22 protein-coding genes are annotated in these 26030 nt (G+C 53.9%); 5 read left to right on the forward strand and 17 right to left on the reverse strand.

Annotation, left to right across the window (positions count from 1 at the left end):
* On the reverse strand, positions 1-780 hold the full coding sequence (cmoM, locus tag ACOTYB_RS04975; protein WP_003858212.1) for a tRNA uridine 5-oxyacetic acid(34) methyltransferase CmoM: 780 nt from the start codon (positions 778-780) through the stop codon (positions 1-3).
* Between the two features lie 120 nt (positions 781-900).
* Between cmoM and elyC the strand changes: the two genes are divergently transcribed.
* Positions 901-1680, forward strand: a complete 780-nt coding sequence (elyC, locus tag ACOTYB_RS04980; RefSeq protein WP_003858214.1) for an envelope biogenesis factor ElyC — start codon at positions 901-903, stop codon at positions 1678-1680.
* Here the strand turns inward: elyC and ACOTYB_RS04985 are convergent.
* The 13 genes from ACOTYB_RS04985 to ACOTYB_RS05045 form a co-directional block, all read right to left on the reverse strand.
* Positions 1657-2550: a YcbJ family phosphotransferase gene (locus ACOTYB_RS04985; RefSeq protein ID WP_003858216.1), complete on the reverse strand. Its 894-nt coding sequence runs from the start codon at positions 2548-2550 to the stop codon at positions 1657-1659. The two genes, elyC and ACOTYB_RS04985, sit on opposite strands and share 24 nt — an antisense overlap.
* Positions 2551-2692: 142 nt before the next feature.
* Positions 2693-3439, reverse strand: a complete 747-nt coding sequence (kdsB, locus tag ACOTYB_RS04990) for a 3-deoxy-manno-octulosonate cytidylyltransferase (protein ID WP_003858218.1) — start codon at positions 3437-3439, stop codon at positions 2693-2695.
* Positions 3436-3618, reverse strand: coding sequence for a protein YcaR (gene ycaR / locus ACOTYB_RS04995; protein ID WP_003858220.1), 183 nt, complete (start codon positions 3616-3618; stop codon positions 3436-3438). Before ycaR ends, kdsB begins: the two co-directional genes overlap by 4 nt.
* A gap of 45 nt (positions 3619-3663) precedes the next feature.
* On the reverse strand, positions 3664-4893 hold the full coding sequence (locus ACOTYB_RS05000; protein WP_126524720.1) for a winged helix-turn-helix domain-containing protein: 1230 nt from the start codon (positions 4891-4893) through the stop codon (positions 3664-3666).
* A gap of 43 nt (positions 4894-4936) precedes the next feature.
* Positions 4937-5914, reverse strand: coding sequence for a tetraacyldisaccharide 4'-kinase (lpxK, locus tag ACOTYB_RS05005; RefSeq protein ID WP_047654005.1), 978 nt, complete (start codon positions 5912-5914; stop codon positions 4937-4939).
* Positions 5911-7659: a lipid A ABC transporter ATP-binding protein/permease MsbA gene (msbA, locus tag ACOTYB_RS05010; protein ID WP_003858227.1), complete on the reverse strand. Its 1749-nt coding sequence runs from the start codon at positions 7657-7659 to the stop codon at positions 5911-5913. Before msbA ends, lpxK begins: the two co-directional genes overlap by 4 nt.
* 36 nt (positions 7660-7695) lie before the next feature.
* Positions 7696-9960, reverse strand: a complete 2265-nt coding sequence (locus ACOTYB_RS05015; protein ID WP_220316804.1) for a ComEC family protein — start codon at positions 9958-9960, stop codon at positions 7696-7698.
* 212 nt (positions 9961-10172) lie between these two features.
* Positions 10173-10460, reverse strand: coding sequence for an integration host factor subunit beta (gene ihfB / locus ACOTYB_RS05020; protein ID WP_003858233.1), 288 nt, complete (start codon positions 10458-10460; stop codon positions 10173-10175).
* A gap of 170 nt (positions 10461-10630) precedes the next feature.
* Positions 10631-12304: a 30S ribosomal protein S1 gene (gene rpsA / locus ACOTYB_RS05025; RefSeq protein ID WP_003858235.1), complete on the reverse strand. Its 1674-nt coding sequence runs from the start codon at positions 12302-12304 to the stop codon at positions 10631-10633.
* A 111-nt stretch (positions 12305-12415) separates the two neighbouring features.
* The gene (gene cmk, locus ACOTYB_RS05030) at positions 12416-13099 is read right to left on the reverse strand and encodes a (d)CMP kinase (RefSeq protein WP_003858236.1); all 684 of its coding nucleotides are present in this window, start codon (positions 13097-13099) and stop codon (positions 12416-12418) included.
* A 185-nt stretch (positions 13100-13284) separates the two neighbouring features.
* A complete protein-coding gene (gene aroA / locus ACOTYB_RS05035; protein ID WP_003858238.1) occupies positions 13285-14568 on the reverse strand; it encodes a 3-phosphoshikimate 1-carboxyvinyltransferase in 1284 nt (427 codons plus the stop codon).
* 68 nt (positions 14569-14636) lie between these two features.
* Positions 14637-15725 (reverse strand): 3-phosphoserine/phosphohydroxythreonine transaminase, encoded by a 1089-nt coding sequence (serC, locus tag ACOTYB_RS05040; protein ID WP_023315752.1) that lies wholly within the window; start codon positions 15723-15725, stop codon positions 14637-14639.
* Between the two features lie 162 nt (positions 15726-15887).
* Positions 15888-16580, reverse strand: a complete 693-nt coding sequence (locus ACOTYB_RS05045) for a DUF421 domain-containing protein (RefSeq protein WP_003858241.1) — start codon at positions 16578-16580, stop codon at positions 15888-15890.
* Between the two features lie 127 nt (positions 16581-16707).
* Between ACOTYB_RS05045 and ycaO the strand changes: the two genes are divergently transcribed.
* The 4 genes from ycaO to pflA all read left to right on the forward strand — a co-directional run bounded on the left by ycaO (position 16708) and on the right by pflA (position 23009).
* Positions 16708-18468, forward strand: a complete 1761-nt coding sequence (gene ycaO, locus ACOTYB_RS05050) for a 30S ribosomal protein S12 methylthiotransferase accessory factor YcaO (RefSeq protein WP_409248797.1) — start codon at positions 16708-16710, stop codon at positions 18466-18468.
* A gap of 405 nt (positions 18469-18873) precedes the next feature.
* Positions 18874-19731 carry a formate transporter FocA gene (focA, locus tag ACOTYB_RS05055; RefSeq protein ID WP_017384832.1) on the forward strand — a complete coding sequence of 286 codons (858 nt, stop codon included), beginning with the start codon at positions 18874-18876 and terminating at the stop codon, positions 19729-19731.
* 51 nt (positions 19732-19782) lie between these two features.
* Entirely contained in the window at positions 19783-22065 is a 2283-nt protein-coding gene (gene pflB / locus ACOTYB_RS05060) for a formate C-acetyltransferase (RefSeq protein WP_023315750.1), read from the forward strand.
* A 203-nt stretch (positions 22066-22268) separates the two neighbouring features.
* The gene (gene pflA / locus ACOTYB_RS05065) at positions 22269-23009 is read left to right on the forward strand and encodes a pyruvate formate lyase 1-activating protein (protein WP_003858250.1); all 741 of its coding nucleotides are present in this window, start codon (positions 22269-22271) and stop codon (positions 23007-23009) included.
* Positions 23010-23045: 36 nt separating this feature from the next.
* Here the strand turns inward: pflA and ACOTYB_RS05070 are convergent, their stop codons facing one another.
* The 3 genes from ACOTYB_RS05070 to ACOTYB_RS05080 form a co-directional block, all read right to left on the reverse strand.
* Positions 23046-23567, reverse strand: coding sequence for an anti-virulence regulator CigR family protein (locus ACOTYB_RS05070; RefSeq protein WP_220153704.1), 522 nt, complete (start codon positions 23565-23567; stop codon positions 23046-23048).
* 123 nt (positions 23568-23690) lie between these two features.
* Positions 23691-24839: an MFS transporter gene (locus tag ACOTYB_RS05075; RefSeq protein WP_003858254.1), complete on the reverse strand. Its 1149-nt coding sequence runs from the start codon at positions 24837-24839 to the stop codon at positions 23691-23693.
* A 274-nt stretch (positions 24840-25113) separates the two neighbouring features.
* The gene (locus ACOTYB_RS05080; protein ID WP_220153703.1) at positions 25114-25977 is read right to left on the reverse strand and encodes a dimethyl sulfoxide reductase anchor subunit family protein; all 864 of its coding nucleotides are present in this window, start codon (positions 25975-25977) and stop codon (positions 25114-25116) included.
* Positions 25978-26030 lie beyond the last annotated feature (53 nt).

Below are 26030 nucleotides of genomic sequence, written 5' to 3' on the forward strand. Positions count from 1 at the left end.
TTATCCTTGCATCTGCGGCTTGCGCGCGGTGACGTGTATATAGCGGCCAAGGCTCAGATAAGGCTCCTGGCGGCAGTACCGCGTCTCTATTTCTGTTAAGGCGTCTAAACAGTCATCCTGTTTTTGTTTATCACGCAGATAATCATGAAACACCCTCACGCCGGTTTTGCCGGTAATTTCCCAACCGATCTCCTCCAGCCAGCCATAGACCTGCTGCGGTTCACGGGGGAAATCCGGTGAAAGCGTGCGTCGTTTCTTTTTATACATGCCCTGCTGTACGTAGCCAAAATTGCCGACCAGCACGTTTCGCATTAGCAGGCCGTTGGCATTGTAAAACATCAGCGATAACGCACCGCCCGGGCGCAACATCGACCACAGCGTTTTTAACATCGCCTGGGGTTCGGCGATCCATTCGAGCACAGCATGAAACAATATCAGATCAACCTGCGTTTCCAAATGCTGCGGAATGTCCTGAGCGGCGCAATGTATAAAATGCATGTTGTCGCTCACACCTTTCTCTTCTGCCGCTCGCCCGGCGCGCGCAACCATCTCGGCAGAAAGATCGCAAAGCGTGACGTGATGTCCCCGCTGCGCCATCAGAATTGCAGTCTGACCTTCCCCACCGCCGGCATCCAGCACGCGCAACGGTCGGTCACCGAATTCAGCCAGCAGCTTGTCCAGATCCTGCCAGAGGATCGTCTGACGAAGCTGACCTTTGGTGGTGCCATAAATGTTGCGCGAAAACTTTTCCGCGATGTCATCAAAATTGCGATCCCGCATTGGGAGGGTTCCACTCACTGCAAAACCGCTATTTTGTCACACCCGTGCGGAGAATGAACCACTCTGGTGTAATATCACCGACAATCGCCTGCTGTATGGTTAAAAAAGGAACCAAAAAGGATGCTTTTTACCCTAAAAAAATATATCGGAGGCATGATGCTTCCCCTTCCCCTGCTGTTGCTTCTCATCGCGCTGGGGCTGGCAATGATATGGTTTAGCCGCTTTCAGAAAAGCGGTAAATCCCTTGTTACCGTGGGCTGGCTGGCGCTGCTGTTACTCAGCCTGCAACCGGTCGCTGACGGTTTATTACGTCCGATTGAAAACACCTACCCGACGTGGCAGGGAAATCAGAAGGTGGGCTATATCGTGGTGCTGGGCGGCGGGTATACCTGGGATCCGAACTGGGCGCCCAGCTCGAACCTGATCAACAACAGCCTGCCGCGCCTGAACGAGGGGATCCGCCTGTGGCTGGCCAATCCTGGATCGAAGATGATCTTCACGGGCGCTGCGGCAAAAACCAACCCGGTCAGTACCGCTGAAGCAGGAGCAAGAGTGGCTGAATCACTTGGCGTACCGCGTTCCGCCATCATCACGCTGGATAGCCCAAAAGATACCGAAGAAGAGGCGGCGGCGGTGAAACAGGCCATCGGTGATGTACCGTTCCTGCTGGTGACCTCTGCTTCACACCTGCCGCGCGCAATGATTTTCTTTGAGAAGCAGGGCCTGCATCCGCTTCCTGCTCCGGCAAACCAGATGGCTATTGACGCCCCGCTCAATCCGTGGGAACGGATAATCCCATCCCCGGTATGGCTGATGCACAGCGACCGCGTCGGCTACGAGACGCTTGGCCGCTTGTGGCAGTGGCTTAAGGGTTCGTCAGGCAAGCCAGGGCAGGAGTGATTTTGCGGCCAGATCGAAACTGGCGCGATTAAAGCGCCCGGTGTTGACCAGTTGCGCCACCTCATCCCAGAGAAGATAGAGCCAGCGTCGCCAGAGAAAGGCCTCCGCAACGGGGGCGCGCTGAAGATAGTGCCAGAGCAAATCTTCCGCCGCCCCGCCCTCGCTCAGCCTGAACAGTTCGTACTCGCGCGGCGCCCAGAGCATGATCCCCGGCCCGACCATCGCCAGCAGTTGGTCGCTGCGCGAGTCTTTAAGCATACTGCGTAGCGTGAAGTTGCCGTGAACCAGCACGCAGTTGTCGTTAAAACCCTCAAACAGCGTCGGCAGACATTCCCGGGTGCGGAACAGAATACGTTTGTCCTGCATCGTTAAGCCGGTGTTGTTGAACTGGTTCAGCGTGCCCCACAGCACTTCGACACGCTGGCGATACCACAGCGGCCACAGGTTTTCCTGGGTGCTGTCTACCGCGCCAACAAGACCCCGGCTGTCCTGCCGATGCCAGGCAAGCAGAGCCTCGACAATCTGATCTTTCAGCTGTTCCCAGCGCTCCGGTGTACGCGTCGGGGCTTCAACAGAAACCCCGCGTAAACGCTCGATAAGCAGAACATCCGGGCCGGGATGCTCCTCATGGGTCATCACGCCGTAGACCGTCGGCATACGGACAGTCCCTTCCCGCGCCAGCATCGACATTTTCCAGGCCAGCTGTCTGGCGACGCCCGGCGAGGTAAAACTTCTGGCCATCAGCGGCATGGGGTTTCCCTGACTGTCATACAACGACCAGAGTGCGGTATCGGCCTTTTCATTCACGCATTCCACCCGGCTTAGCTTTTCGCCAAGGAGATGGCTGAGTTCAGCACGCAGCTGTTCCATATGAGATTACCCCCATTAAGACTACTGCTTTTATAATGAGCGCGCGAAACCCGGATGTCACCCGGTAGAGATCAATAATGAAAAAGAAAAGGAAAATCGCCTGGCGGGAGAGCATCCCCCCAGACGAGGGGATGCCAGCGAATTAACGCATTTCGACGCGTACGCGCTCGAGATCTTCAGGGGTATCCACGCCGGTGCCTGGGATTTCCTGGGCAACCGCAACGTGAATTTTCTCGCCGTACCACAGCACGCGAAGCTGTTCGAGCATTTCAATATGCTCCAGCGGGCTTGGTGCCCAGGCGACGTAGCGACGAATAAAGCCGGCGCGGTAGCCGTAAATACCGATGTGGCGCAGGAAGGTTTCGCCGATTGTCTCTTTCGATTGCGCGAAACGATCGCGATCCCACGGAATGGTGGCGCGGGAGAAATAGAGCGCGTAGCCCTCTGCGTCCATGACCACTTTCACCGCATTCGGATTGAACGCCTCTTCAGCGTGGTGAATCGGCACCGCGAGGGTTGCCATCCCGACCTGACGCCGAGCCAGGTTGTCGGCCACCTGACGGATAATCGCCGCCGGGATCATCGGCTCATCGCCCTGCACGTTCACAATCACCGTCTCGTCGCTGAAACCGCATTTTTCGACGACTTCCGCCAGGCGCTCGGTGCCTGACTGATGATCGGCACGGGTCATGCACACTTCCCCACCCGCGGCCTCAACCGCTCGCGCGACATCCGGGTGATCGGTGGCGACGATGACACGTCCGGCGCCCGATTCGCGTGCCCGTTCAAGGACATGCACAATCATCGGTTTGCCATTGATATCCACCAGCGGTTTACCTGGCAGGCGCGTTGAAGCATAACGCGCAGGGATAATGACAACAAAACTCATGGTTTGATCTCTTCTGCCACCAGTGAACGGGCTTCATTTTCCAGCAGGACCGGAATACCGTCACGCAGCGGGAACGCCAGGCTGTCCAGTTTGCAAATCAGCTCTTGTTTATCCTGGCTGTAATACAGTTTGCCGTTGCACACCGGGCAGGCAATAATTTCTAGTAAACGGTGATCCATAGTTCCTCCGTATGGGTAATCCCTAAAGCTTATCATATTCCCTTTTCAGGGAGTGTCTGTTTCCCAGCCATCTCGACAGGTCGCAAACAGCTCCACAGGCACGCGACCGAGTACAATTTCATGCGCCCCCTGCCAGCGCGCAAATTCACTGAGCGCAGTCGTTAACCCTTTTTCCAGGCCAGCCGTCACCTTTATGCCCTCTTCCAGCCAGAGCGCGATAATTTCAAGCATGCCGGTTTTACGGTGCATTTTAGCGTCCATGCGCCCGACAAGCTGTCCTTTGTGCAGCAGCGGCAAAACAAAATAACCATACTGCCGCCTGGGCGCCGGGGTGTAGCATTCCAGACGGTAGCTGAAATCAAACAGCTGTTCGGCCCGCTTTCTGTCCCAGACAACGGGGTCGAACGGCGACAGCACGGCACTGTGGGTCGCCTGGAGTTTGCCCTCCTGCGCCTGCGCCAGCAGAGGGAACAAATCCGCATGCAGCCACATTTCACCTAACGACTCTACCGAGACCGGCATGACGCGCTGTTCGCGCTGCCACGTTTCGAGCAGTGGTTTTAGCCGCGGCTGACGCAGACGATAATAATCCGCCAGCCACTGCGGGAGGAAGATGCCAAGGCTGCGGGCGCTGTTCCCGAGCATGATGGCTTCGGCTACCTCCTGAGACAGCAGGTCACGCGTATCGTCCCAGTGAGGCATAACGCGGTGCGTGAGGTCATAGACGCGCTGAAAGTTGCGGCGCTCGACCACCATCACTTTGCCCGACGTAAACAGCCCTTCAAGATGGCGTTTGTGCGGTTTCCACTCCCACCATCCGCTGGCGCCTTTTCGCGGGTGTTCAAAATCCGCGGAGCGTACCGGACCGTTTTTCTGAATATGGGCAATCAGTTGTTCTATTTCATCCGCGTGTTCCACCATCCACTCCTGGCGGTATTTCCAGCCCATTTTGTCCGGGGCGAGCATGCGGTGACGCACCAGTGCAAAATCGCTGCGTGGGAGAAAACAGGCTTCATGCGCCCAGTATTCCATCAGTTCGCCCTGACTCAGCGCATTATCCAGCCACTGCGGAGGATAGTTTCCCAGGCGGCTAAACAGGACCAGATACGGGCTACGCGCCACGATGTTAATGGTGTCGATTTGCAGCAACGACATGCGTTGCACGGTAGAGAGGATATCAGCTGGCTGCGCGCGGCGGCGGGGCTTTTTCAGAAGCCCCTGGGCGGCAAGATGCAGGTTTCGTGCGGCTGCAAGTGAGAGTTGCGGTAGAGACATGCGTTTTCCTGTCAGTCAAAGCGCCACCGGAACCGCGTAGAAGTTACTGCACTAACGCGAGCAGTTCCTTGAACAAATGTTCCGGCTGTTCGCCGCTGAGTTCAGCGTCAACCGGCAGATACCACCAGTTTTCTTTCGCAAAGGCCCGGCATTTTACAGCGTCTTTTTCCGTCATGATCAGCGTCTGGCCCGGCGCTGCCAGCCTTTCAACCTCTTCGGCAACTAACGCCTGGTGATCGGCCAGCGGCACCCGTTTTTCCAGCCGCGCGCCGCACTGCTCCAGCGTTGCGAAGAAACGCGGCGGATGACCTATACCGGCCATCGCAACCAGACGATCCAGCTGCGCGACGTCTTTACGCTCGCCGGTCAGCATATTTACGGCCTGTCCGGGACGAAGAAGCATCGGGATTTCGCCCGCTCTGGCTTCACCACCGTTCACAATCACGGCATCGACGGTTTTCAGGCGCGACGCACGCTCGCGCATTGGACCGGCTGGAAGCCACCAGCCGTTGCCAAAACGCCGCACACCGTCAATGACCACGATCTCTTTGTCACGCGCCAGCGCGTAATGCTGCAAACCATCATCGGTAATGATGATTTGTACATCATGCTCCGCAAGCAGTGCCTTCACGGCATCACTGCGCACCGGCGATACCGCAACCGGCGCGCCGGTACGCTGGTAAATCAGTACCGGCTCATCACCGGCTTCAGCGGTTGTCGTAGCTGGGCTCAGCACCAGTGGATACTGCGCCGCTTTACCACCGTAACCGCGTGAGACAACTCCCGGGCGGATACCGCGCCTCTGGAGCTGCTCTACCAGCCAGATCACCACCGGGGTTTTTCCGTTTCCACCCGCCGTCAGGTTGCCGACCACCACTACCGGTACCGGTGCGCGCCAGGCGCGCTTGATCCCAAGGCGGTAAAGCAGACGAATAGCACCGCTCACCAGGCCATACAGCCAGGAGAGCGGGAGAAGCAGCACCCACAGAGGGGATTCACCCGACCAGATGCGTGCAATCATTGACCGAACTGCATTTTATGAAGCTGCGCGTAAACACCACGCTGTTCCAGCAGGTCCGCATGGCTGCCGCGTTCAACGATCACGCCATCTTCCACCACCACGATTTCGTCAGCCTGTTCGATGGTCGACAGACGGTGCGCGATAACCAGCGAGGTACGGTTTTTCTGTAATTCATCCAGAGCAGACTGGATAGCGCGTTCAGATTCCGTATCCAGTGCGGACGTTGCTTCATCGAGGATCAGAATCGGACTGTTGCGCAGCAGCGCACGGGCAATCGCGATACGCTGACGCTGACCACCGGAGAGCAGCACCCCGTTTTCGCCAATGATCGTATCCAGACCGTTATCCATTTTGTTAATGAAGTCCATCGCATAGGCCATACGCGCCGCATTCTCGATCTCTTCACGGCTGTACTCTTCGGTACGGGCATACGCAATGTTGTTCGCCACCGTATCGTTGAACAGATGCACGTTCTGCGAGACCAGCGCGACCTGGTTACGCAGCGACTGGAGGGTATATTCCCGCAGGTCGTGACCATCAAGCAGGATCTCGCCCTGGTCGATATCGTAGAAACGGGTAATCAGGCTGGCAATGGTCGACTTGCCCGAACCGGAACGACCGACCAGCGCGACGGTTTTACCCGCCGGGATGGACAGGCTGATATCACGCAGCGCCGGCACTTCACGGCCTGGATAGGTAAAGGTCACGTTACGGAATTCCAGGTCGCCTTTAGCGCGCTCGATCACGCGTGTACCTTCATCTTTTTCCTGTTCGGAATCGAGGATGCTGAACAGCGTCTGACAGGCTGCCATCCCGCGCTGGAACTGGGCGTTGACGTTAGTCAGCGATTTCAGCGGACGCATCAGCGCAATCATGGATGAGAACACCACGGTAATGGTACCCGCAGTCAGGGTTTCCATGACGCTCGGGAAGCTTGCGGCATACAGGACGAAGGCCAGGGCCAGAGAGGCAATCAGCTGAATGATCGGATCGGAAATCGACGAGGCCGATACCATTTTCATCCCTTGCAGACGCATTCTGTTGCTGACCTTGTCAAAGCGTTTGGTTTCGACTTCCTGACCGCCGAAGATCAACACTTCCTTATGGCCTTTCAGCATCTGCTCGGCGCTGGTAGTCACCTGCCCCATCGTATTCTGCATATTTTTACTGATGTTGCGAAAACGCTTTGATACCACGCGGATCGCGATGGAGACAATCGGCGCCAGCACAATAAGGATCAGCGACAGTTGCCAGCTGTAATAGAACATCATCGCGAACAGGCCGATGATGGATGCGCCTTCACGCACAACGGTAATCAGTGCGCTGGAAGAGGACGACGCAACCTGCTCTGAATCGTAGGTAATACGCGACAGCAGGGTACCGGTTGACTGCTTGTCAAAGAATGAGACCGGCATCCCCATCATATGGCTGAATAACCGACGGCGCATGGTCATCACCACTTTACCGGATACCCAGGAGATGCAGTAGCTGGATACATAGCTGGAGATTCCGCGTAAGATCATCAGCCCAATAACCACCAGCGGCATCCATAGCAGCACTGAACGATCCGTTTTACCGAAACCGTCATCCAGTAACGGTTTGAGAAGCGATAACATAAACGTATCGCTGGCTGCGTTGAGGATTAACGCTACGCCCGCCACGATCAAGCCTGCTTTGAAAGGAGCAATCATCGGCCAGAGCCGGCGGAACGTTTGCCACGTGGAGAGATCTTTGTCGTTATGCATTCAAAAAACCAGCATTTGTTGAAATAGCCGCATATTCTACCCGTTATCTACGGGCGCGCCAAACCACTGATGATACCAACGCGGTAAATAGTGTTCACGTAAGCGGCGAATTTGCCGACTTTGGTGCGAAAACGTCACAGATATCTGTCCGGACTGCGGAGTATCAAGCCAGAGATATCCCTCAGTTCGATAGCGCCTGACTACTTTGATGGAAGGGAAACGCCACGCGTTATAGCGGGCCATCGAGGCCAGCGAAACCTGTCCCTCCACGCGCTGTAGCAGCGGTGTTGAAGATGACGTGTTACTTCCATGATGCGGCACCTGAATCAGTGTAGACGCTAGTTGACGCCAGCGGTGGCTCAGCATTGCCAGTTCTGCCTGCCCTTCAATATCTCCGGTCAGTAAAACGCTTTGTTCGCCGTCATCGATTTTTACCACGCAGGAGCGGTTGTTACCTTTTGCCGAGGTATTTTCGGGTGGCCAGTGCACGGAGAACGTTAAACCCTGCCACTGCCATCGCTCTCCACGAAAGCAAGGAAGATGCCCGGCCCAGGATAAGGGGCTTCTGATCCACATTGCGGGCCAGGCAGCTTTTAGCGATGCCAGTCCCCCCGCGTGGTCGAGATGTTCATAGCTCAGGATCACCCCTTCCGGCCTCAGATGATGCCAGCGTAGCCAGGGGATAATCAGCTGCTGCCCGCTGTCCCCACCGGGCCATGCCAACCCAGTGTCATACAGAATGGCCTTCCCGTGACGCTCAATGACCATCGCCAGCCCCTGCCCTACATCCAGCATATGCAGGGACCAGCTGTCTGTTTTGGCCCTGTGCCAGAGGGGAAATGCCAGCACCACGCTGCCTGCCAGACAGACTGCGGGTACTGCGCTGAAGGCCCTGAATCGCCAGCCAATGATCAGCAGCCATGGCAGTAACGTCAGGTATTGCCAGCGTTCATCAACGTCCTGCCAGCCATTCGGTAAACGCATCAATAGCCAGAAAAGCCCTGCCAGAGATTTATCGGCAGCCAGCCAGACGATACTTTCCAGCGTCGCCACCGGAAACAGATGCAGAAACATGCCGAGCAGGATCAGCGGAACTGAGATAAACGTGACCAGAGGAACGGCAAACAGATTCGCCGCCAGCGAGGAGAGACTGAAACCATGGAAAATCAGCACCTGAAGCGGCAACAGAAGCAGCAGCATACCGACCTGCAAATACAACAGCGTAACCAGCGGCCGCAGGCACCGGCCACGTTGCCAGAGCGGGAGAGGCAACCACTGATACCAAAAAATAAGCGCGGCGACCGCAAACGCTGATAGCGCCAGGCTTTGTGACAGGACCGCCAGTGGATCGAAAACCAAGATCGCCGCCACGCAGGTAAGCCATACCTGCCAGGGCGACCACTGGCGACCACTCATTTTTAATGCCGCCAGTACCACAAGCGCGATAGCCGTGCGCAGCGCAGGCGGCTGTAAGCCTGTTAGCCATGCGTAAAACGCGGCAAAAATCAGCCCTGCCAGCAAGGGGATTTGCCAGATAATCCAGCGGCCCGGCAGGAAGAACTGGATGCCTCGCGCCAGAAACCAGATGACAGAAGCGGCCAGCGCAATATGCAATCCCGAGATTGCCATCAGATGCATCGTTCCGGTCTCACGCATCAGGTTTTTTATCTCCCGCGAGACCGACAGCCGCTCCCCCATTCCCAGCCCCAGTATCACGGGTCCCCACTGATATGCTGAAAGCGTACTCTGTAGTGATGTCAGGTACTGCGCACGCAGGCTACAGCCTTCGTCAACGAGCGCCGCATGGGTAAACCGTCCACTCAGCGTCTGATGTCGGGCAAAGGCATTTTTCTGTGAATCATAGCCGCCATCGTTGAGTTCTCCGTGTACCGCCCTGAGCCGCAGGGTCATTGCCCAGCGTTGACCCACGCAGACGTTTTGCGGCAGATAGTTGCCATACAGCGCCACGCCCATGGCAGCCCACACACGTTCTCCATTGAGGCTGATAATCCTTCCCTGATGCATCGTTGCGCCGTCCGTTGCGGTAATGACCACCTCGGCCTGCTGCGGAACTTTCGTTAAATGGTTCATCGGCCACACGCTTTCCTGAGCGGCCAGGATCCCCCAGCACATAAAAAGCAATGCGAGGCCTGAAAACCTGAGCCATTTTCTCTGCTGTACTGATAACGCAATTCCTGCGGCAATCAGCAACCAGACAATATGCAAATCTGGCAAAACGGGTAACCAATAGAGCGGGATTATGGCCAGAATGGCGCACATACTGATAACGTGGATCCCCATCTTCACCTCCATGTTTCAGGCGATTATGCGGCGGGACTGATGCGTCGTCAGACAGAAAAGGCGTGATTTACAGCGGACGCTGCAACGTTTTTTAGCGTTTACAGTAAAGAGAAAATTTAAATGCGGCGCGTATTCAGAAATGCAGGGGCGGGATACAAAAAAAGCACCCTAAGGTGCTTTCTTTAAACTCAGTTTAACCCTGATGATTAAACTCAGTTACCGTAAATATTGGCGCGATCGCGCAGTTCTTTACCCGGCTTAAAGTGCGGAACATACTTTCCTTCCAGCTCCACTTTATCGCCAGTCTTCGGGTTACGCCCGGTACGTGGTGCACGATAGTGCAGGGAAAAACTACCGAAACCGCGGATTTCAATGCGCTCGCCCTGGGCAAGAGTGGTAGCCATATGCTCCAGCATCTCTTTAACGGCATCTTCCACAGCCTTGGCAGGGATATGCGGTTGCTGACTGGCAAGTCTTTCAATCAATTCTGACTTGGTCATGATTCCTCCGGTTCCTTTCAAACCCATTAGCTGAACAGCTTATTAAACAAGGGCGGCCGTAGCCGCCCTTTGTTATTGATTACAGGACGAATCCTGCAATCTGTCAAGTCTGCTCTCCATCCTTCGCGCTGTAAATGCGTTACAGCTCAAATGATGGTGCGAACCTGAACTTACTCGCCTTTAGCTGCTTTGAAAGCTTCAGCCATTGCGTTGTTAGAGAAGTTTGCATCTTCCTGTTTGTTCACAGTTGCGATTGCATCTTTCTCATCAGCTTCGTCTTTAGCACGAACAGACAGGCTGATTGCACGGTTCTTACGGTCAACACCGGTGAACTTAGCTTCAACGTCGTCACCAACGCTCAGAACCAGAGTTGCATCTTCAACGCGGTCACGTGAAGCTTCGGAAGCGCGCAGGTAACCTTCAACGCCGTCAGCCAGTTCTACGGTTGCGCCTTTAGCGTCAACAGCAGTCACTTTACCGTTTACGATTGCGCCTTTCTTGTTCAGTGCAACCCAGTTGTTGAACGGATCTTCTGCAAGCTGTTTAACGCCCAGGGAGATACGCTCACGCTCTGCGTCAACTTGCAGAACAACTGCTGCGATTTCGTCGCCTTTTTTGTATTCACGAACTGCTTCTTCGCCTGCAACGTTCCAGGAGATGTCAGACAGGTGAACCAGGCCATCGATGCCGCCGTCCAGGCCGATGAAGATACCGAAGTCAGTGATAGACTTGATTTTACCTTCAACACGGTCACCCTTGTTGTGGGTTTCCGCGAACTGCTGCCATGGGTTGTTTTTGCACTGCTTCAGGCCCAGGGAGATACGACGACGTTCTTCGTCGATATCCAGAACCATCACTTCCACTACATCACCAACGTTAACAACTTTGGATGGGTGGATGTTTTTGTTGGTCCAGTCCATTTCGGAAACGTGCACCAGACCTTCAACGCCTTCTTCGATTTCAACGAAGCAGCCGTAGTCAGTCAGGTTGGTTACGCGACCAGTCAGTTTAGTACCTTCTGGGTAACGCTTAGCGATAGCTACCCATGGATCTTCGCCCAGCTGTTTCAGGCCGAGGGATACACGAGTACGCTCGCGGTCGAACTTCAGCACTTTAACAGTGATTTCGTCGCCCACGTTCACGATTTCGCTTGGGTGCTTAACGCGTTTCCACGCCATGTCGGTGATGTGCAGCAGGCCATCAACGCCGCCCAGGTCAACGAATGCACCGTAGTCAGTGAGGTTCTTAACGATACCTTTGACTTCCATGCCTTCCTGCAGGTTTTCCAGCAGCTGATCGCGTTCTGCGCTGTTTTCGGATTCGATAACGGCACGACGGGAAACAACAACGTTGTTACGCTTCTGGTCCAGCTTGATTACTTTGAACTCAAGCTCTTTGCCTTCGAGGTGCAGGGTGTCACGGACTGGACGAACGTCTACCAGAGAACCTGGCAGGAACGCACGAATACCATTCAGCTCAACAGTGAAGCCACCTTTAACTTTGCCGTTGATAACACCGACCACAGTTTCAGCTTCTTCGTAAGCTTTTTCCAGCGTGATCCATGCTTCGTGACGTTTAGCTTTCTCACGAGACAGCAGGGTTTCGCCGAAGCCGTCTTCTACTGCGTCCAGAGCAACGTCAACTTCGTCACCTACCTGGATTTCCAGCTCGCCCTGGGCGTTTTTGAACTGCTCAGCCGGGATGGCAGACTCAGATTTCAGACCGGCGTCAACCAGTACAACGTCTTTGTCGATAGCAACAACAACGCCACGAACGATGGAACCCGGACGGGTTTCGATTTCTTTTAAGGATTCTTCAAACAGTTGAGCAAAAGATTCAGTCATGTTTAATCTTCAGGTTAATATTAACGTCCACCTGGCTCCGTGCCGGATGGGGTTGTTTCACATACCCGCCGTCAATCCATTGCAGCGGGGGTACTGCTAAATCGGTCGCGATTACGCGAGTGCCAGTTTTTGGCGCGCATATTGTAGCGCTTTTTCAATCACTTGCTCAATAGTTAAACTGGTTGAATCCAGCACTAATGCGTCTTGCGCGGGAACAAGTGGTGCGACGGCGCGGTTACGATCGCGGTCATCGCGCTCTTTTATCTCGGATAAAAGGCGATCAAAGTTAACACTAAACCCCTTTTCCTGCAACTGAAGCATGCGGCGATGGGCACGTTCTTCTGAAGAGGCGTCAAGGAAAATTTTCACTGGCGCATCAGGGAATACCACGGTTCCCATGTCGCGGCCGTCGGCGATCAGCCCCGGCGCTTCACGGAAACCGCGCTGGCGACGTAACAGCGCTTCACGAACGCGTGGGAAAGCCGCCACCTGAGAGGCCGCATTGGCCACTTCCTGGGTACGGATTTCACCGCTGACATCTTCCCCTTCCAGGATCACTTCAAGGTTGCCATCGGTCGAGACAAAGCGCACATCCAGATGCGCAGCCAGCGGTACCAGCGCTTCTTCAGACGCAACATCCACATGATGATGCAGCGCAGCCAGCGCCAGCACGCGATAGATTGCTCCCGAATCTAAAAGATGCCATTGCAATGCTTCCGCCATCGCTTTGCACAGAGTACCTTTCCCTGCGCCACTTGGCCCATCAATGGTGATTACCGGGGCAATTGCCGTCATCTTTTTCTCCTTAATTAAGGCATACCGTTTACATGAACGCCGCGCATTATACGCGCCAATGTGCGCAACTGTTACCTTTGCGTGCAAATTACGGAATGATTGAAGCAGAGTGTAGAAGAAATGAAAGAGGATGAGTGTCAGAAAGCGTAAGGAAATGCCGCATCAGGTGATGCGGCATACGATCATCAGGCCAGGGTGCTAATGCGCGTCAGCTGTTCGAAGTAGTCCGGGAACGTTTTTGCCGTACACTTCGGATCAAGGATAGTGACTGGCGTATCTGACAACGCCACCAGCGAGAAACACATCGCCATGCGGTGATCGTTGTAGGTGCCAATTTCTGCAAATTGCAGTTTTGCCGGCGGCGTGACGCGAATGTAGTCTTCGCCCTCTTCTACCTCGGCCCCCACTTTACGCAGCTCGGTTGCCATCGCGAACAGGCGGTCCGTCTCTTTCACACGCCAGTTGTAAATGTTTCGCAGCGTGGTGGTGCCTTTCGCAAACAGCGCAGCGGTAGCAATGGTCATCGCCGCATCCGGAATATGGTTCATATCCATATCAATGGCGTTCAGCTCACCGTGGGTACAGGAGATGAAGTCATCGCCCCAGGTCACCACCGCGCCCATTTTTTCCAGTACGTCAGCAAAACGGATATCGCCCTGCACGCTGTTGCGGCCAATGCCCGTCACTTTTACCGTACCGCCTTTAATCGCACCTGCGGCAAGGAAATAGGAGGCGGAGGAAGCATCGCCTTCAACCAGGTAGTGGCCCGGGGACTGATACTGCTGCGCTCCGCGCACCACGAAGCGCTGATAAGACTGGTTTTCCACCTCAACACCAAAGGTGTTCATCAGGTGCAGGGTGATATCAATGTACGGCTTAGAAACCAGGTCGCCTTTAATGCTGATGACGGTGTCCTGTGGTGCCAGCGGTGCGGTCATCAGCAGCGCAGTCAGGAACTGACTGGAAACGCTACCGTCAACCTCAACATTGCCGCCAGTGAATCCCCCGCGCAGACGCAGGGGCGGGTAATTTTCCTGCTCAAGATAATCAATCTGCGCGCCGCCCTGGCGCAGGGCATCCACCAGATGGCCGATCGGACGCTCTTTCATTCGCGGCTCACCGGTCAGCACAATATCGTTACTCCCCAGACACAGCGCAGCGGCCAGAGGACGCATCGCGGTACCGGCGTTACCCAGGAAAAGCTCCAGCGCTTCAGCAGAATGTAACGCGCCGCCGTTACCAGTGACTTCACAACGGGTACGATCGTCAGACAGCGCGTACTGAACGCCCAACGCTTTCAGTGCATTGAGCATATGGCGCACGTCATCGCTGTCCAGCAGATTAGTGAGGACGGTGGTGCCGTTTGCCAGAGCTGCCAGCAGCAGAGCGCGGTTCGAGACACTTTTTGAACCAGGCAGATTAATGGTGCCATCTACCCGCGCGATAGGTTGTAACGTCAGGGATTCCATGAAACTCAACTCTCAACTCAACATAATAAAAACCCCGCAGGAACGCTGCGGGGGTGAAAAACAGCCAATTAACCGTGACGACGTTCGAAGTCGATCATGAAATCAGTCAGGGCTTTAACGCCTTCCAGCGGCATGGCGTTATAGATAGAGGCGCGCATCCCGCCTACCACACGATGGCCTTTCAGCGCATGCAGACCCGCCGCGAAGGACTCTTCCAGGAACACGTTATCCAGGTTGCTGTCCGCCAGCTGGAACGGCACGTTCATGCGCGAACGGTTAGTTTTGGCGACATCGTTACGGTAGAAATCGCTCTTGTCGATCACGCCGTACAGCAGTTCAGCCTTTTGCTGATTGATCTTATCCATCTGCGCCACACCGCCTTTTTGCTTCAGCCATTTGAAGACCAGGCCGGAGAGATACCAGGCAAACGTTGGTGGGGTGTTGAACATGGAATCGTTGTCGTTCAGGACGGTGTAATCCAGAATTGACGGGCAAGACTTATGGGCTTTCCCCAGCAGGTCTTCACGCACGATAACGATTGTCAGGCCCGCAGGACCGATGTTTTTCTGGGCACCCGCGTAGATGACGCCGTAGCGGCTGACATCCAGCGGGGTGGACAGAATGGTTGAAGAGAGGTCCGCCGTCACAATGACATTTTCGCCAAAGTCTGGCTCTTCGTGAATGGCAATACCGTCGATGGTTTCGTTCGGGCAGTAGTGAAGATACGCGGCGTTGTCAGAAAGCTGCCACTCACTCATCGGCTTCACGGCGCGCAGACCGTCAACGGTCACTTTGGCATCGATGACATTCGGCGTGCAATATTTATGCGCTTCTTTTACCGCACTGGCCGCCCAGTAGCCCGCATCAACGTAATCAGCGGTGGTTTTGTCGCCCAGCAGATTGAGCGGGATACCCGCAAACTGGCCGCGTCCACCGCCGTGACAGAACAATACTTTGTAGTTCGAGGGAATATTCAGCAGATCGCGAAAATCCTTTTCTGCCTCTTCCGCCACCTGAATAAACGCTTTACCCCGGTGGCTGACTTCCATCACCGACGTACCCAGACCGTTCCAGTCACACAGCTCCTGTTGAGCCTGTTTGAGCACATCTGTCGGTAACATTGCCGGACCTGAACTGAAATTAAAGACTTGAGCCATTTCCCCTCACCACGCTAAAAGCCATAAGTTATAACTGTGGATATCGGTTTTATCATTCAGTGACACGCGCCGCAATGTCTAAAACTGATGGCCGAAGAAATGTGTCACTCGTCACACAATACAATCTGCCGTACCGTTGTCACAAAACCGACAAAATCGCTGTCAGGTGATGCGTTTAGCCCGGCTAACCTTCGTCCATTCTGGATTCGTACAGCGGGGGCATAATTGATGATCGCCCGCCTGCATGACCACCACATGACTACATTTTATGCAGGCATACTCCCCCGCTTCAGGTACAGTTTTGTATCGTTCGATAAGCATATCCGGCAGGATGCACAGACCGGGCTTCACCTCATCGTCGGGATAGTAATAAACGCTGATTTGACCATTCGTTTCCATAATCGCCAGACGCACCTGCCCCAGTTGCTCAACACTGCTCAGACGGAGTTCCATAAAGAACTCAAACTCCGTCATATTGGCGCTTTGCACATTCTCCCAGGCCAGTTGACCATCTTCGACAATCACCACCGGCTTCCCTTCGAGCAGATCTTCAAGTTTCTCACTTTTCGACATCAGCCACATGACCAGCCGGTACAGCAGTGCAAGCGTCACAAAGACGATAAAGACCGGCACCATCGGCACATCGTCATAAAAGGCAACGTCCCCTGCCGCCGACCCCAGCGTCAGGATAATCAGTACTTCAAACAGCGACATCTGCCGCACGCCGCGACGTCCGGTGATTTTCAGAAACAGGAAGACGAGTACAAAGGTGTAAAGGCTACGCAACGCCACTTCGCCTAAAAACTCAGGCGGGACTTTATCAAACGCCATCCGCTGGAGATCAAATGCTTTCATTTTTCTATGCCTTAACAGTAGGTTACTGCTTATAAGCATAGCCCAGCCATTTATTTTCGCCGGAGATAGCACCCGTCACGCAAAACCCGTATCATTGCGCGCTTTACGTACGATAAAAGTGAACGCCATGACTCAAACGTTTATCCCCGGCAAAGACGCCGCTCTGGAAGATTCCATCGCTCGCTTCCAGCAGAAACTGACCGACCTGGGCTTTAATATCGAAGAAGCCTCCTGGCTGAATCCGGTGCCTCACGTCTGGTCCGTGCATATTCGCGACAAAGACTGTGCGCTGTGCTTTACCAACGGTAAAGGCGCGACCAAAAAAGCGGCGCTGGCCTCTGCGCTGGGTGAGTATTTTGAGCGTCTGTCCACCAACTACTTCTTCGCCGACTTCTGGCTGGGCGAAACTATCGCCAACGGTCCGTTCGTTCACTACCCGAACGAAAAATGGTTCCCGCTGACCGAAAACGATGAACTGCCGGAAGGCATTCTCGATGCCCGCCTGAGCGCGTTCTACGATCCGGAAAACGAGCTGACCGGCAGCATGCTGATCGACCTGCAATCCGGCAATGAGGATCGTGGGATCTGCACCCTGCCGTTCACCCGTCAGTCTGACGAGCAGACCGTTTATATCCCGATGAACATCGTCGGCAACCTGTATGTGTCCAACGGCATGTCTGCCGGTAATACCCGCAACGAAGCGCGCGTGCAGGGGTTGTCTGAAGTTTTCGAGCGTCACATCAAAAACCGCATTATTGCTGAATCCATCAGCCTGCCGGAGATCCCGGCTGACGTGCTGGCGCGCTACCCGGGCGTGGTGGAATCCATCGCCAAACTGGAAGCAGAAGGTTTCCCAATCTTTGCTTATGACGGCTCTCTGGGCGGCAAATATCCGGTTATCTGCGTAGTGCTGTTCAACCCGGCCAACGGCACCTGCTTCGCCTCCTTCGGCGCGCACCCTGACTTCGGCGTGGCGCTGGAGCGTACCGTGACCGAACTGCTGCAAGGTCGTAGCCTGAAAGATCTCGACGTGTTTACGCCGCCGACCTTTGATGACGAAGAGGTCGCCGAGCACACCAACCTCGAAACGCACTTCATCGACTCCAGCGGTTTGATCTCTTGGGATATGTTCAAACAGGACGCGGACTATCCGTTCGTGGACTGGAGCTTTGCCGGTACGACGGAAGAAGAGTTCGCCACCCTGATGGCGATCTTCCACGCGGAAGATCAGGAAGTCTACATTGCCGACTATGAACATCTCGGCGTTTACGCGTGCCGTATTATTGTGCCAGGTATGTCGGACATTTATCCGGCAGAAGATCTGTGGCTGGCAAACAACAGCATGGGCGCGCATCTGCGTGAAACCCTGCTGGCCCTGCCAGGCAGCGAGTGGGATAAAGAAGATTATCTGAACCTGATCGCCCAGCTGGACGAAGAAGGACACGATGATTTCACCCGCGTACGCGAACTGCTGGGTCTGGCGACCGGAAAAGATAACGGCTGGTACACCCTGCGCATCGGCGAGCTGAAAGCGATGCTGGCGCTGGCGGGCGGCGATCTGGATCAGGCTTTGGCCTGGACCGAGTGGACGATGGAGTTTAACCAGTCCGTCTTCTCCGCCGAGCGCACTAATTATTACCGTTGCCTGCAAACGCTGCTCCTGCTTTCTCAGGAAGACGACCGCGAGCCATTGCAGTATCTGAACGCCTTTGTGCGTATGTACGGTGCGGATGCCGTTGAAGCTGCCAGCGCGGCGCTGAGCGGTGAAGAACCATTCTACGGCCTGCAAGCGGTTGACAGCGATCTGAAAGCCTTCCCGGCGCATCAGTCACTGCTGAAAGCGTATGAAAAATTGCAGAAGGCAAAAGCCGCTTACTGGTCAAAATAAGCGCATATAACATTAATGGCTGTAGGCGTATTGAATCGCCTGAGCTATATTACGGGGCAATTTCATTGCCCCTTTTTTTTATTTTTCCGCAATGACGTTTAATTGTAATAATTAAGTTAACCACGGGTAAATATAAAAACGCTTACCTGAGCTTTACTGTTACTAATTATAATAAGAACTCCATTTTAATTAACTGTTCCATGGGAGGCTGACGGAAAAAATTCAACTCTTTTCATAACTTTTAAAATTTATTTTTATACGGATAATCAAACACTTACTCCGCTTTTGCTGTAAAACCATACACACTGCGGGCCTATAAGCCAGGCGAGATATGATCTATATCAATTTCTCTTCTATAATGCTTTGTTAGTATCTCGTCGCCGACTTAATAAAGAGAGAGTTAGTGTGAAAGCTGACAACCCTTTTGATCTATTACTCCCCGCTGCGATGGCGAAAGTTGCCGAAGAAGCGGGTGTCTACAAAGCCACGAAACATCCGATGACGACGTTCTTTCTGGCCATTACGGCTGGGGTGTTCATCTCCATCGCTTTCGTCTTCTATATCACAGCCACCACCGGCACTGCCGGGATGCCTTTCGGCATAGCGAAACTGATTGGTGGTATTTGCTTTTCACTGGGCCTGATTCTCTGCGTCATCTGCGGCGCCGACCTCTTCACCTCAACGGTGCTGATTGTTGTGGCAAAAGCCAGCGGAAGAATTACCTGGGGTCAACTGGGGCGCAACTGGCTCAACGTTTACGTTGGCAACCTGATTGGCTGTCTGCTCTTTGTTCTGTTGATGTGGCTCTCTGGCGAGTATATGACCGCCAACGGCGGCTGGGGGCTTAACGTCCTGCAAACCGCCGACCACAAAATGCACCATACATTTATCGAAGCCGTTGCTCTCGGCATCCTTGCAAACCTGATGGTCTGCCTGGCGGTCTGGATGAGCTACTCTGGTCGTAGCCTGATGGATAAAGCCATGATTATGGTTCTGCCGGTTGCGATGTTTGTTGCCAGCGGCTTTGAGCACAGTATTGCGAATATGTTCATGATCCCGATGGGGATTGTTATCCGCAACTTTGCAAGCCCGGAGTTCTGGACTGCTGTAGGTTCAACCCCGGAAAGTTTTTCACACCTGACGATTATGAACTTCATTACTGATAACCTGATCCCCGTCACTATCGGGAACATTATCGGTGGGGGTCTGTTAGTTGGGTTGACATACTGGGTCATTTACCTGCGTGGCGGCGATCATCATTAATGGTTGTCTCAGGCAGTAAATAAAAAATCCACTTAAGAAGGTAGGTGTTACATGTCCGAGCTTAATGAAAAGTTAGCCACAGCCTGGGAAGGTTTTACGAAAGGTGACTGGCAGAATGAAGTCAACGTCCGTGACTTTATTCAGAAAAACTATACCCCGTATGAAGGTGACGAATCCTTCCTGGCTGGTGCGACTGACGCAACCACCAAGCTGTGGGACAGCGTAATGGAAGGCGTTAAACTGGAAAACCGCACTCACGCACCAGTTGATTTTGACACCTCCGTTGCTTCTACCATCACTTCTCACGATGCTGGCTACATTAATAAAGCCCTTGAGAAAATCGTTGGTCTGCAAACTGAAGCACCACTGAAACGCGCAATCATCCCGTTCGGTGGTATCAAAATGGTTGAAGGTTCCTGCAAAGCGTATAATCGCGAGCTGGACCCAATGCTGAAAAAAATCTTCACCGAATACCGCAAAACCCATAACCAGGGCGTATTCGATGTTTACACCAAAGACATTCTGAACTGTCGTAAATCTGGCGTTCTGACCGGTCTGCCAGATGCCTATGGCCGTGGCCGTATCATCGGTGACTACCGTCGCGTTGCACTGTACGGTATCGACTTCCTGATGAAAGACAAATACGCGCAGTTCGTCTCTCTCCAGTCTGACCTGGAAAACGGCGTAAACCTGGAAGCGACTATCCGTCTGCGTGAAGAGATCGCTGAACAGCACCGTGCGCTGGGTCAGATCAAAGAGATGGCGGCTAAATACGGCTGTGATATCTCTGGTCCTGCTACCAACGCTCAGGAAGCTATCCAGTGGACCTACTTCGGCTACCTGGCCGCAGTTAAGTCTCAGAACGGTGCAGCAATGTCCTTCGGCCGCGTATCCACCTTCCTGGATGCGTACATCGAACGTGACCTGAAAGCAGGCAAAATCACCGAACAAGACGCTCAGGAAATGATTGACCACCTGGTCATGAAACTGCGTATGGTTCGCTTCCTGCGTACCCCAGAATATGATGAGCTGTTCTCTGGTGACCCAATCTGGGCAACCGAATCTATCGGCGGTATGGGCGTAGATGGCCGTACTCTGGTAACCAAAAACAGCTTCCGCTTCCTGAACACCCTGTACACCATGGGTCCTTCTCCGGAGCCGAACATCACCGTTCTGTGGTCTGAAAAACTGCCTCTGAACTTCAAGAAATTCGCCGCTAAAGTGTCCATCGACACCTCTTCTCTGCAATATGAGAACGATGACCTGATGCGTCCTGACTTCAACAACGATGACTACGCTATTGCTTGCTGCGTAAGTCCAATGGTTGTTGGTAAGCAAATGCAGTTCTTCGGTGCGCGTGCAAACCTGGCGAAAACCATGCTGTACGCAATCAACGGCGGCGTTGATGAAAAACTGAAAATGCAGGTTGGTCCTAAGTCTGAACCGATCAAAGGCGACGTGCTGAACTATGACGAAGTCATGGACCGCATGGATCACTTCATGGACTGGCTGGCTAAACAGTACGTGACCGCGCTGAATGTTATCCACTACATGCACGACAAGTACAGCTACGAAGCCTCTCTGATGGCGCTGCATGACCGTGACGTCATTCGCACCATGGCATGTGGTATCGCAGGTCTGTCCGTTGCGGCTGACTCCCTGTCTGCAATCAAATATGCGAAAGTTAAACCAATTCGTGACGAAGATGGTCTGGCTATCGACTTCGAAATCGAAGGCGAATATCCGCAGTTTGGTAACAACGACGCTCGCGTTGATGACATGGCGGTTGACCTGGTAGAACGTTTCATGAAGAAAATTCAGAAACTCACTACCTATCGTAACGCTATCCCGACTCAGTCTGTTCTGACCATCACCTCTAACGTTGTGTATGGTAAGAAAACCGGTAACACCCCAGACGGTCGTCGTGCTGGCGCGCCATTCGGCCCAGGTGCTAACCCAATGCACGGTCGTGACCAGAAAGGTGCGGTAGCTTCTCTGACCTCCGTTGCTAAACTGCCGTTTGCTTACGCGAAAGATGGTATCTCTTACACCTTCTCTATCGTGCCAAACGCGCTGGGTAAAGACGACGAAGTGCGTAAAACTAACCTCGCCGGTCTGATGGATGGTTACTTCCACCACGAAGCGTCCATCGAAGGTGGTCAGCACCTGAACGTGAACGTGATGAACCGTGAAATGCTGCTCGATGCGATGGAACACCCTGAGAAATATCCTCAGCTGACCATCCGCGTATCTGGCTACGCAGTACGTTTTAACTCCCTGACGAAAGAACAGCAGCAGGACGTTATTACCCGTACTTTCACTCAGTCCATGTAAGTGGAATTGACTGAAATCACGCGTTAAAAAGCGTACAATAAAGGCTCCACGCAAGTGGGGCCTTTTTAACACCCTCGCTTCATCAGTCTCTTTTGTCCGCTATCTATACTTAATGGATAACAGCCAAAACAGACTCGACATAGCCTTTGAGCTGTGCATCTACATAGGCCCCCGGATGGGCCAAATTCGGAGATATCACCGCAATGTCAATTATTGGTCGTATTCACTCCTTTGAATCCTGTGGCACCGTCGATGGCCCGGGGATCCGCTTTATCACTTTCTTCCAGGGCTGCCTGATGCGCTGCCTGTACTGCCATAACCGTGACACCTGGGACACCCATGGAGGTAAAGAAGTCACCGTAGAAGATCTGATGAAAGAGGTGGTGACCTATCGCCACTTTATGAACGCGTCCGGCGGTGGCGTGACGGCATCCGGCGGTGAAGCCATTCTTCAGGCTGAATTTGTGCGCGACTGGTTCCGCGCCTGCCACAAAGAAGGCATTCATACCTGCCTCGACACCAACGGCTTTGTGCGCCGTTACGATCCAGTTATTGATGAACTGCTTGAAGTGACCGATCTGGTCATGCTCGATCTCAAGCAGATGAACGATGAGATCCACCAGAATCTGGTTGGCGTCTCGAACCACCGTACCCTGGAATTTGCCAAATACATTGCCAACAAAGGCGTCAAGACCTGGATCCGCTACGTGGTGGTGCCGGGCTGGTCAGATGATGATGACTCTGCACATCGTCTGGGTGAATTTACCCGGGATATGGGTAACGTGGAGAAAATCGAACTCCTGCCCTATCACGAGCTGGGTAAACATAAATGGGTGGCGATGGGTGAAGAGTACAAGCTCGATGGCGTGAAGCCGCCGAAAAAAGAGACGATGGAGCGCGTCAAAGGTATTCTTGAGCAGTATGGCCACAAGGTCATGTATTAACGAAAAGGCCCGGTGAAAACCGGGCCTTTTTATATTCTATTTAAAGACGCCGTTAATAACGGAAGTCACAATCGCTGTACTCAGCGCAATTAAGACCAGGTCGTCACCTACCACGCGCCATTCATAGCCCGGATAGGAAGGAAGCTGACCCAGCATATCGGCTGGCACGGTTTTCTTCGCAATGCCCGGAGGCAGTGGCTTACCGCGCGCCAGGTTTTTCGCAATACCCGGAGGCAGAGAGTCGTAGCCCGTTAAGCCGTAATTCAGGGCCAGATGGCGGGCATGATCGAAGCTTACGCGAGCATCCACATCATTACCGACATCTTTGCTGTTTTTAAAGCTCTTATCCGATTTCCCAGGGTTATCCTGACCGTTATTGTGCTTATTACCATGGTTACCAGAGTTCCCGTTACCATGATTGCCGCTACTACCTTGTCCGCCACCGTTTCCGTGACCACCGCCATTCCCGTTTCCAGGATTAGCCATGGCCGGAGCCGTTGCAAACGTTAAAGCCAACACTACGGCAAGTGCGGTAGTGGAAAAACGACGAGTAGACATGATGGCTGCCTTTTAGTGGGAGAACTCATTGGAATTATCGCCAGGCAGTAAAAACTCACAATAAGTAAAAGTCTTATATGTGACAGGGACAAAAAAGCCTGTCATCGACAGGCTTTTAATAAATCAGGCATGGGCCACTGGCGTTGGATGTTCGCCCACTTTGCGCAGCAGCATTAGCAGATAAATAAACGACACGCTGGCGATCATGATAAACAGCAGATTATCAGAATAATTTTGCATGAGCATAGCGGTAAAAGTCGGCCCCAGTAAACTGCCGATGGTGTAACTCAGCAACAAAGCCTGGTTCATCGCCACCAGCTGGTGATGCTCAACTTTCTCACAGGCCCACGCCATCGCGACCGGATAGAGCGTAAAGCCCGCAGCCCCCAGAATGAACAGCGCGGGCGCCATCGCGGCGTTGCTGAGCATGGCGAGACAGCCCATGATGACCACGAAGACCTGAACGCGCAGCACCAGCAGACGACCAAAGCGGTCCGCCAGGCGGCCAATCGGCCACTGGCCGACAATCCCCGCGCTGACCATCACCGCCATCCAGAAACCGATCCCGGAATCACTGACGCCCTGATGGTTAAGATAGAGCGGCATCAGGCCATAGAGCGAGCCCAGCACAATCCCGGAAATAATGCAGCCGTTAACCCCCAGACGCGCCTGGCGCAGTCTCAGCATCGGCCAGACGTGGGTGGCTTCCTGATGTTCGCTGTTTTGATTCACAATACGGGTAAAGAGCAGCGGCAGGATCGCCGCCAGCACCATGCCCGTCACCCACGGCAGCACGCTCATCAGGTCGGTTGGCAGTTTGCTGACCATCAGCTGTCCCAGAACGGTACCGACGTAGTAAACCATCATATAGGCCGCCAGCAGACGCCCGCGATTACGGGACGTGCCGCTGCACATCAGCGCACTTTCAACCACCACCCAGATCATGGCGCAGCCGACGCCCGCAATAAAGCGCCAGACCATCCAGCTCCAGAAGCCGACCATAAGGCCTAAACCGGCGCAGCCGACGGCAAAGATCAGCGACGCCAGATAATAACTGCGGTTAAAACCAAAGCGCTTAATAAGGCTGCCCGTTAATAAGGTGCCCAGCAGATTGCCCGTAAAAAAGGACGAGCTAACCATACCCACCTGCCAGGTCGGTAAGTTTTCATGGGCGAGCCATAGCGGGACGAGTGTGTTTAACACCGCGATCGCCAGGGTCAGCAAAAGCAGGCCACAGAGCAACAAAAGCACCGGGCGGGTATAGGTGGTCATGGATTAAAAACCGTGAGGAAGTTCAGATTTCGTGCGCATCATGCCACTGGCAAAAACAAAGTCAATCCACCGATTCAGGCGTCACGCACGTTATGCACCTTGTCGATTTAAAAAACTCATCCTGCTAATGCAAAGCCTGCTACTTATATTAATTATCTATTTGTTTTTATTTATTTCCGGGAATTTTTACAACGAAACATCAGTCGAAAAATTTCATGAATGAAAAAAGAAAAGCCGGGCGCTATGTCCCGGCTTTTTATAACAAAATCTAAAATTAGTTGGCGATAGCCAGACCGACCGTCATATGCAGACCGTAAAATACGCCGCGACCAATTAACTCCCCTGCCAGCACCAGCACAAAGGCCAGGGACAGTAACGGCAGCGCAGGCGAGTAACCTTTAAGCTGAGGGGCAATCCAGCACACCAGCGCAGCCGTCAGCAGCACCACACGCCAGGCCATCAGCGAACCGTAATCCGGCACCAGCGCCGAAGCCTGCTGGATAGAGCTGTGAATGGTCGCCAGCTCCGCTCCCTGCATGAGCGCGACAACGGTACTGATTACCAGCGCCAGCAGCGAGACCGCGGGCAGCAGGCGCATCGCCCAACCATTAATGCCAGCCACGCGCAGCAGCAGATAACCCAGCAGGGGCCCGCCAATAAACATGGTCAGGAAGAAGCTCATCGGCGTCCAGACGCTGTACCAGGTTGGAACCGTATCAATGGTGTTGTACACCCTGACCATCATCCAGACGAAGACAACGCCCAGTACCATAGTGACGATGAGCCACAACGCGCGTAACCCTGACGGCAGCTTTTTCACCGCTGCCAGTAACCACCCCAGCCCGCCAACGGCAAAGAAGATTGCGCCGCTGGCAATCTCGTTACTCAGCGAAGAGGCACCTACGCGGTTCAGGGAGTTAAACGCGCGCATCGGTGAGCCCAGGTGCAGCGTAGAGGCGATAAACCCAATGCCCATCAACACCCACAGGCCAAACATGCTTAACACTAAACGCTGCTGCTGTTCAGTATTGAGGTTCCCTTTTAACAGCGCCAGCGCAAGAACGATAAACCCGCCCGCCACGCACTGCCCAAAGACCGTGAAGATCATCAGCGGCCATTCATGCCATCCACTTCCCATCTCACACCTCCTTCGGGTTTGCCAGGTAGCCGGTGGTGTCACCCGTCGGACGG

Origin of the sequence: Enterobacter cloacae complex sp. IR5450 (assembly GCF_049238665.1) — a bacterium.
Taxonomy (GTDB): Bacteria; Pseudomonadota; Gammaproteobacteria; order Enterobacterales; family Enterobacteriaceae; genus Enterobacter; species Enterobacter hormaechei_C.

Coding starts and splice junctions, on each gene's coding strand:
- cmk (WP_003858236.1), bottom strand. CDS start 13,099: ATGACGGCAATTGCCCCGGTAATCACCATTGATGGGCCAAGTGGCGCA.
- ACOTYB_RS05000 (WP_126524720.1), bottom strand. CDS start 4,893: ATGTCTCTACCGCAACTCTCACTTGCAGCCGCACGAAACCTGCATCTT.
- rpsA (WP_003858235.1), bottom strand. CDS start 12,304: ATGACTGAATCTTTTGCTCAACTGTTTGAAGAATCCTTAAAAGAAATC.
- pflA (WP_003858250.1), top strand. CDS start 22,269: ATGTCAATTATTGGTCGTATTCACTCCTTTGAATCCTGTGGCACCGTC.
- ACOTYB_RS05075 (WP_003858254.1), bottom strand. CDS start 24,839: ATGACCACCTATACCCGCCCGGTGCTTTTGTTGCTCTGTGGCCTGCTT.
- ACOTYB_RS05080 (WP_220153703.1), bottom strand. CDS start 25,977: ATGGGAAGTGGATGGCATGAATGGCCGCTGATGATCTTCACGGTCTTT.
- cmoM (WP_003858212.1), bottom strand. CDS start 780: ATGCGGGATCGCAATTTTGATGACATCGCGGAAAAGTTTTCGCGCAAC.
- ycaO (WP_409248797.1), top strand. CDS start 16,708: ATGACTCAAACGTTTATCCCCGGCAAAGACGCCGCTCTGGAAGATTCC.
- ihfB (WP_003858233.1), bottom strand. CDS start 10,460: ATGACCAAGTCAGAATTGATTGAAAGACTTGCCAGTCAGCAACCGCAT.
- ACOTYB_RS05015 (WP_220316804.1), bottom strand. CDS start 9,960: ATGGGGATCCACGTTATCAGTATGTGCGCCATTCTGGCCATAATCCCG.
- ACOTYB_RS05045 (WP_003858241.1), bottom strand. CDS start 16,580: ATGAAAGCATTTGATCTCCAGCGGATGGCGTTTGATAAAGTCCCGCCT.
- ACOTYB_RS05070 (WP_220153704.1), bottom strand. CDS start 23,567: ATGTCTACTCGTCGTTTTTCCACTACCGCACTTGCCGTAGTGTTGGCT.
- kdsB (WP_003858218.1), bottom strand. CDS start 3,439: ATGAGTTTTGTTGTCATTATCCCTGCGCGTTATGCTTCAACGCGCCTG.
- ycaR (WP_003858220.1), bottom strand. CDS start 3,618: ATGGATCACCGTTTACTAGAAATTATTGCCTGCCCGGTGTGCAACGGC.
- serC (WP_023315752.1), bottom strand. CDS start 15,725: ATGGCTCAAGTCTTTAATTTCAGTTCAGGTCCGGCAATGTTACCGACA.
- lpxK (WP_047654005.1), bottom strand. CDS start 5,914: ATGATTGCACGCATCTGGTCGGGTGAATCCCCTCTGTGGGTGCTGCTT.
- pflB (WP_023315750.1), top strand. CDS start 19,783: ATGTCCGAGCTTAATGAAAAGTTAGCCACAGCCTGGGAAGGTTTTACG.
- elyC (WP_003858214.1), top strand. CDS start 901: ATGCTTTTTACCCTAAAAAAATATATCGGAGGCATGATGCTTCCCCTT.
- msbA (WP_003858227.1), bottom strand. CDS start 7,659: ATGCATAACGACAAAGATCTCTCCACGTGGCAAACGTTCCGCCGGCTC.
- aroA (WP_003858238.1), bottom strand. CDS start 14,568: ATGGAATCCCTGACGTTACAACCTATCGCGCGGGTAGATGGCACCATT.
- ACOTYB_RS04985 (WP_003858216.1), bottom strand. CDS start 2,550: ATGGAACAGCTGCGTGCTGAACTCAGCCATCTCCTTGGCGAAAAGCTA.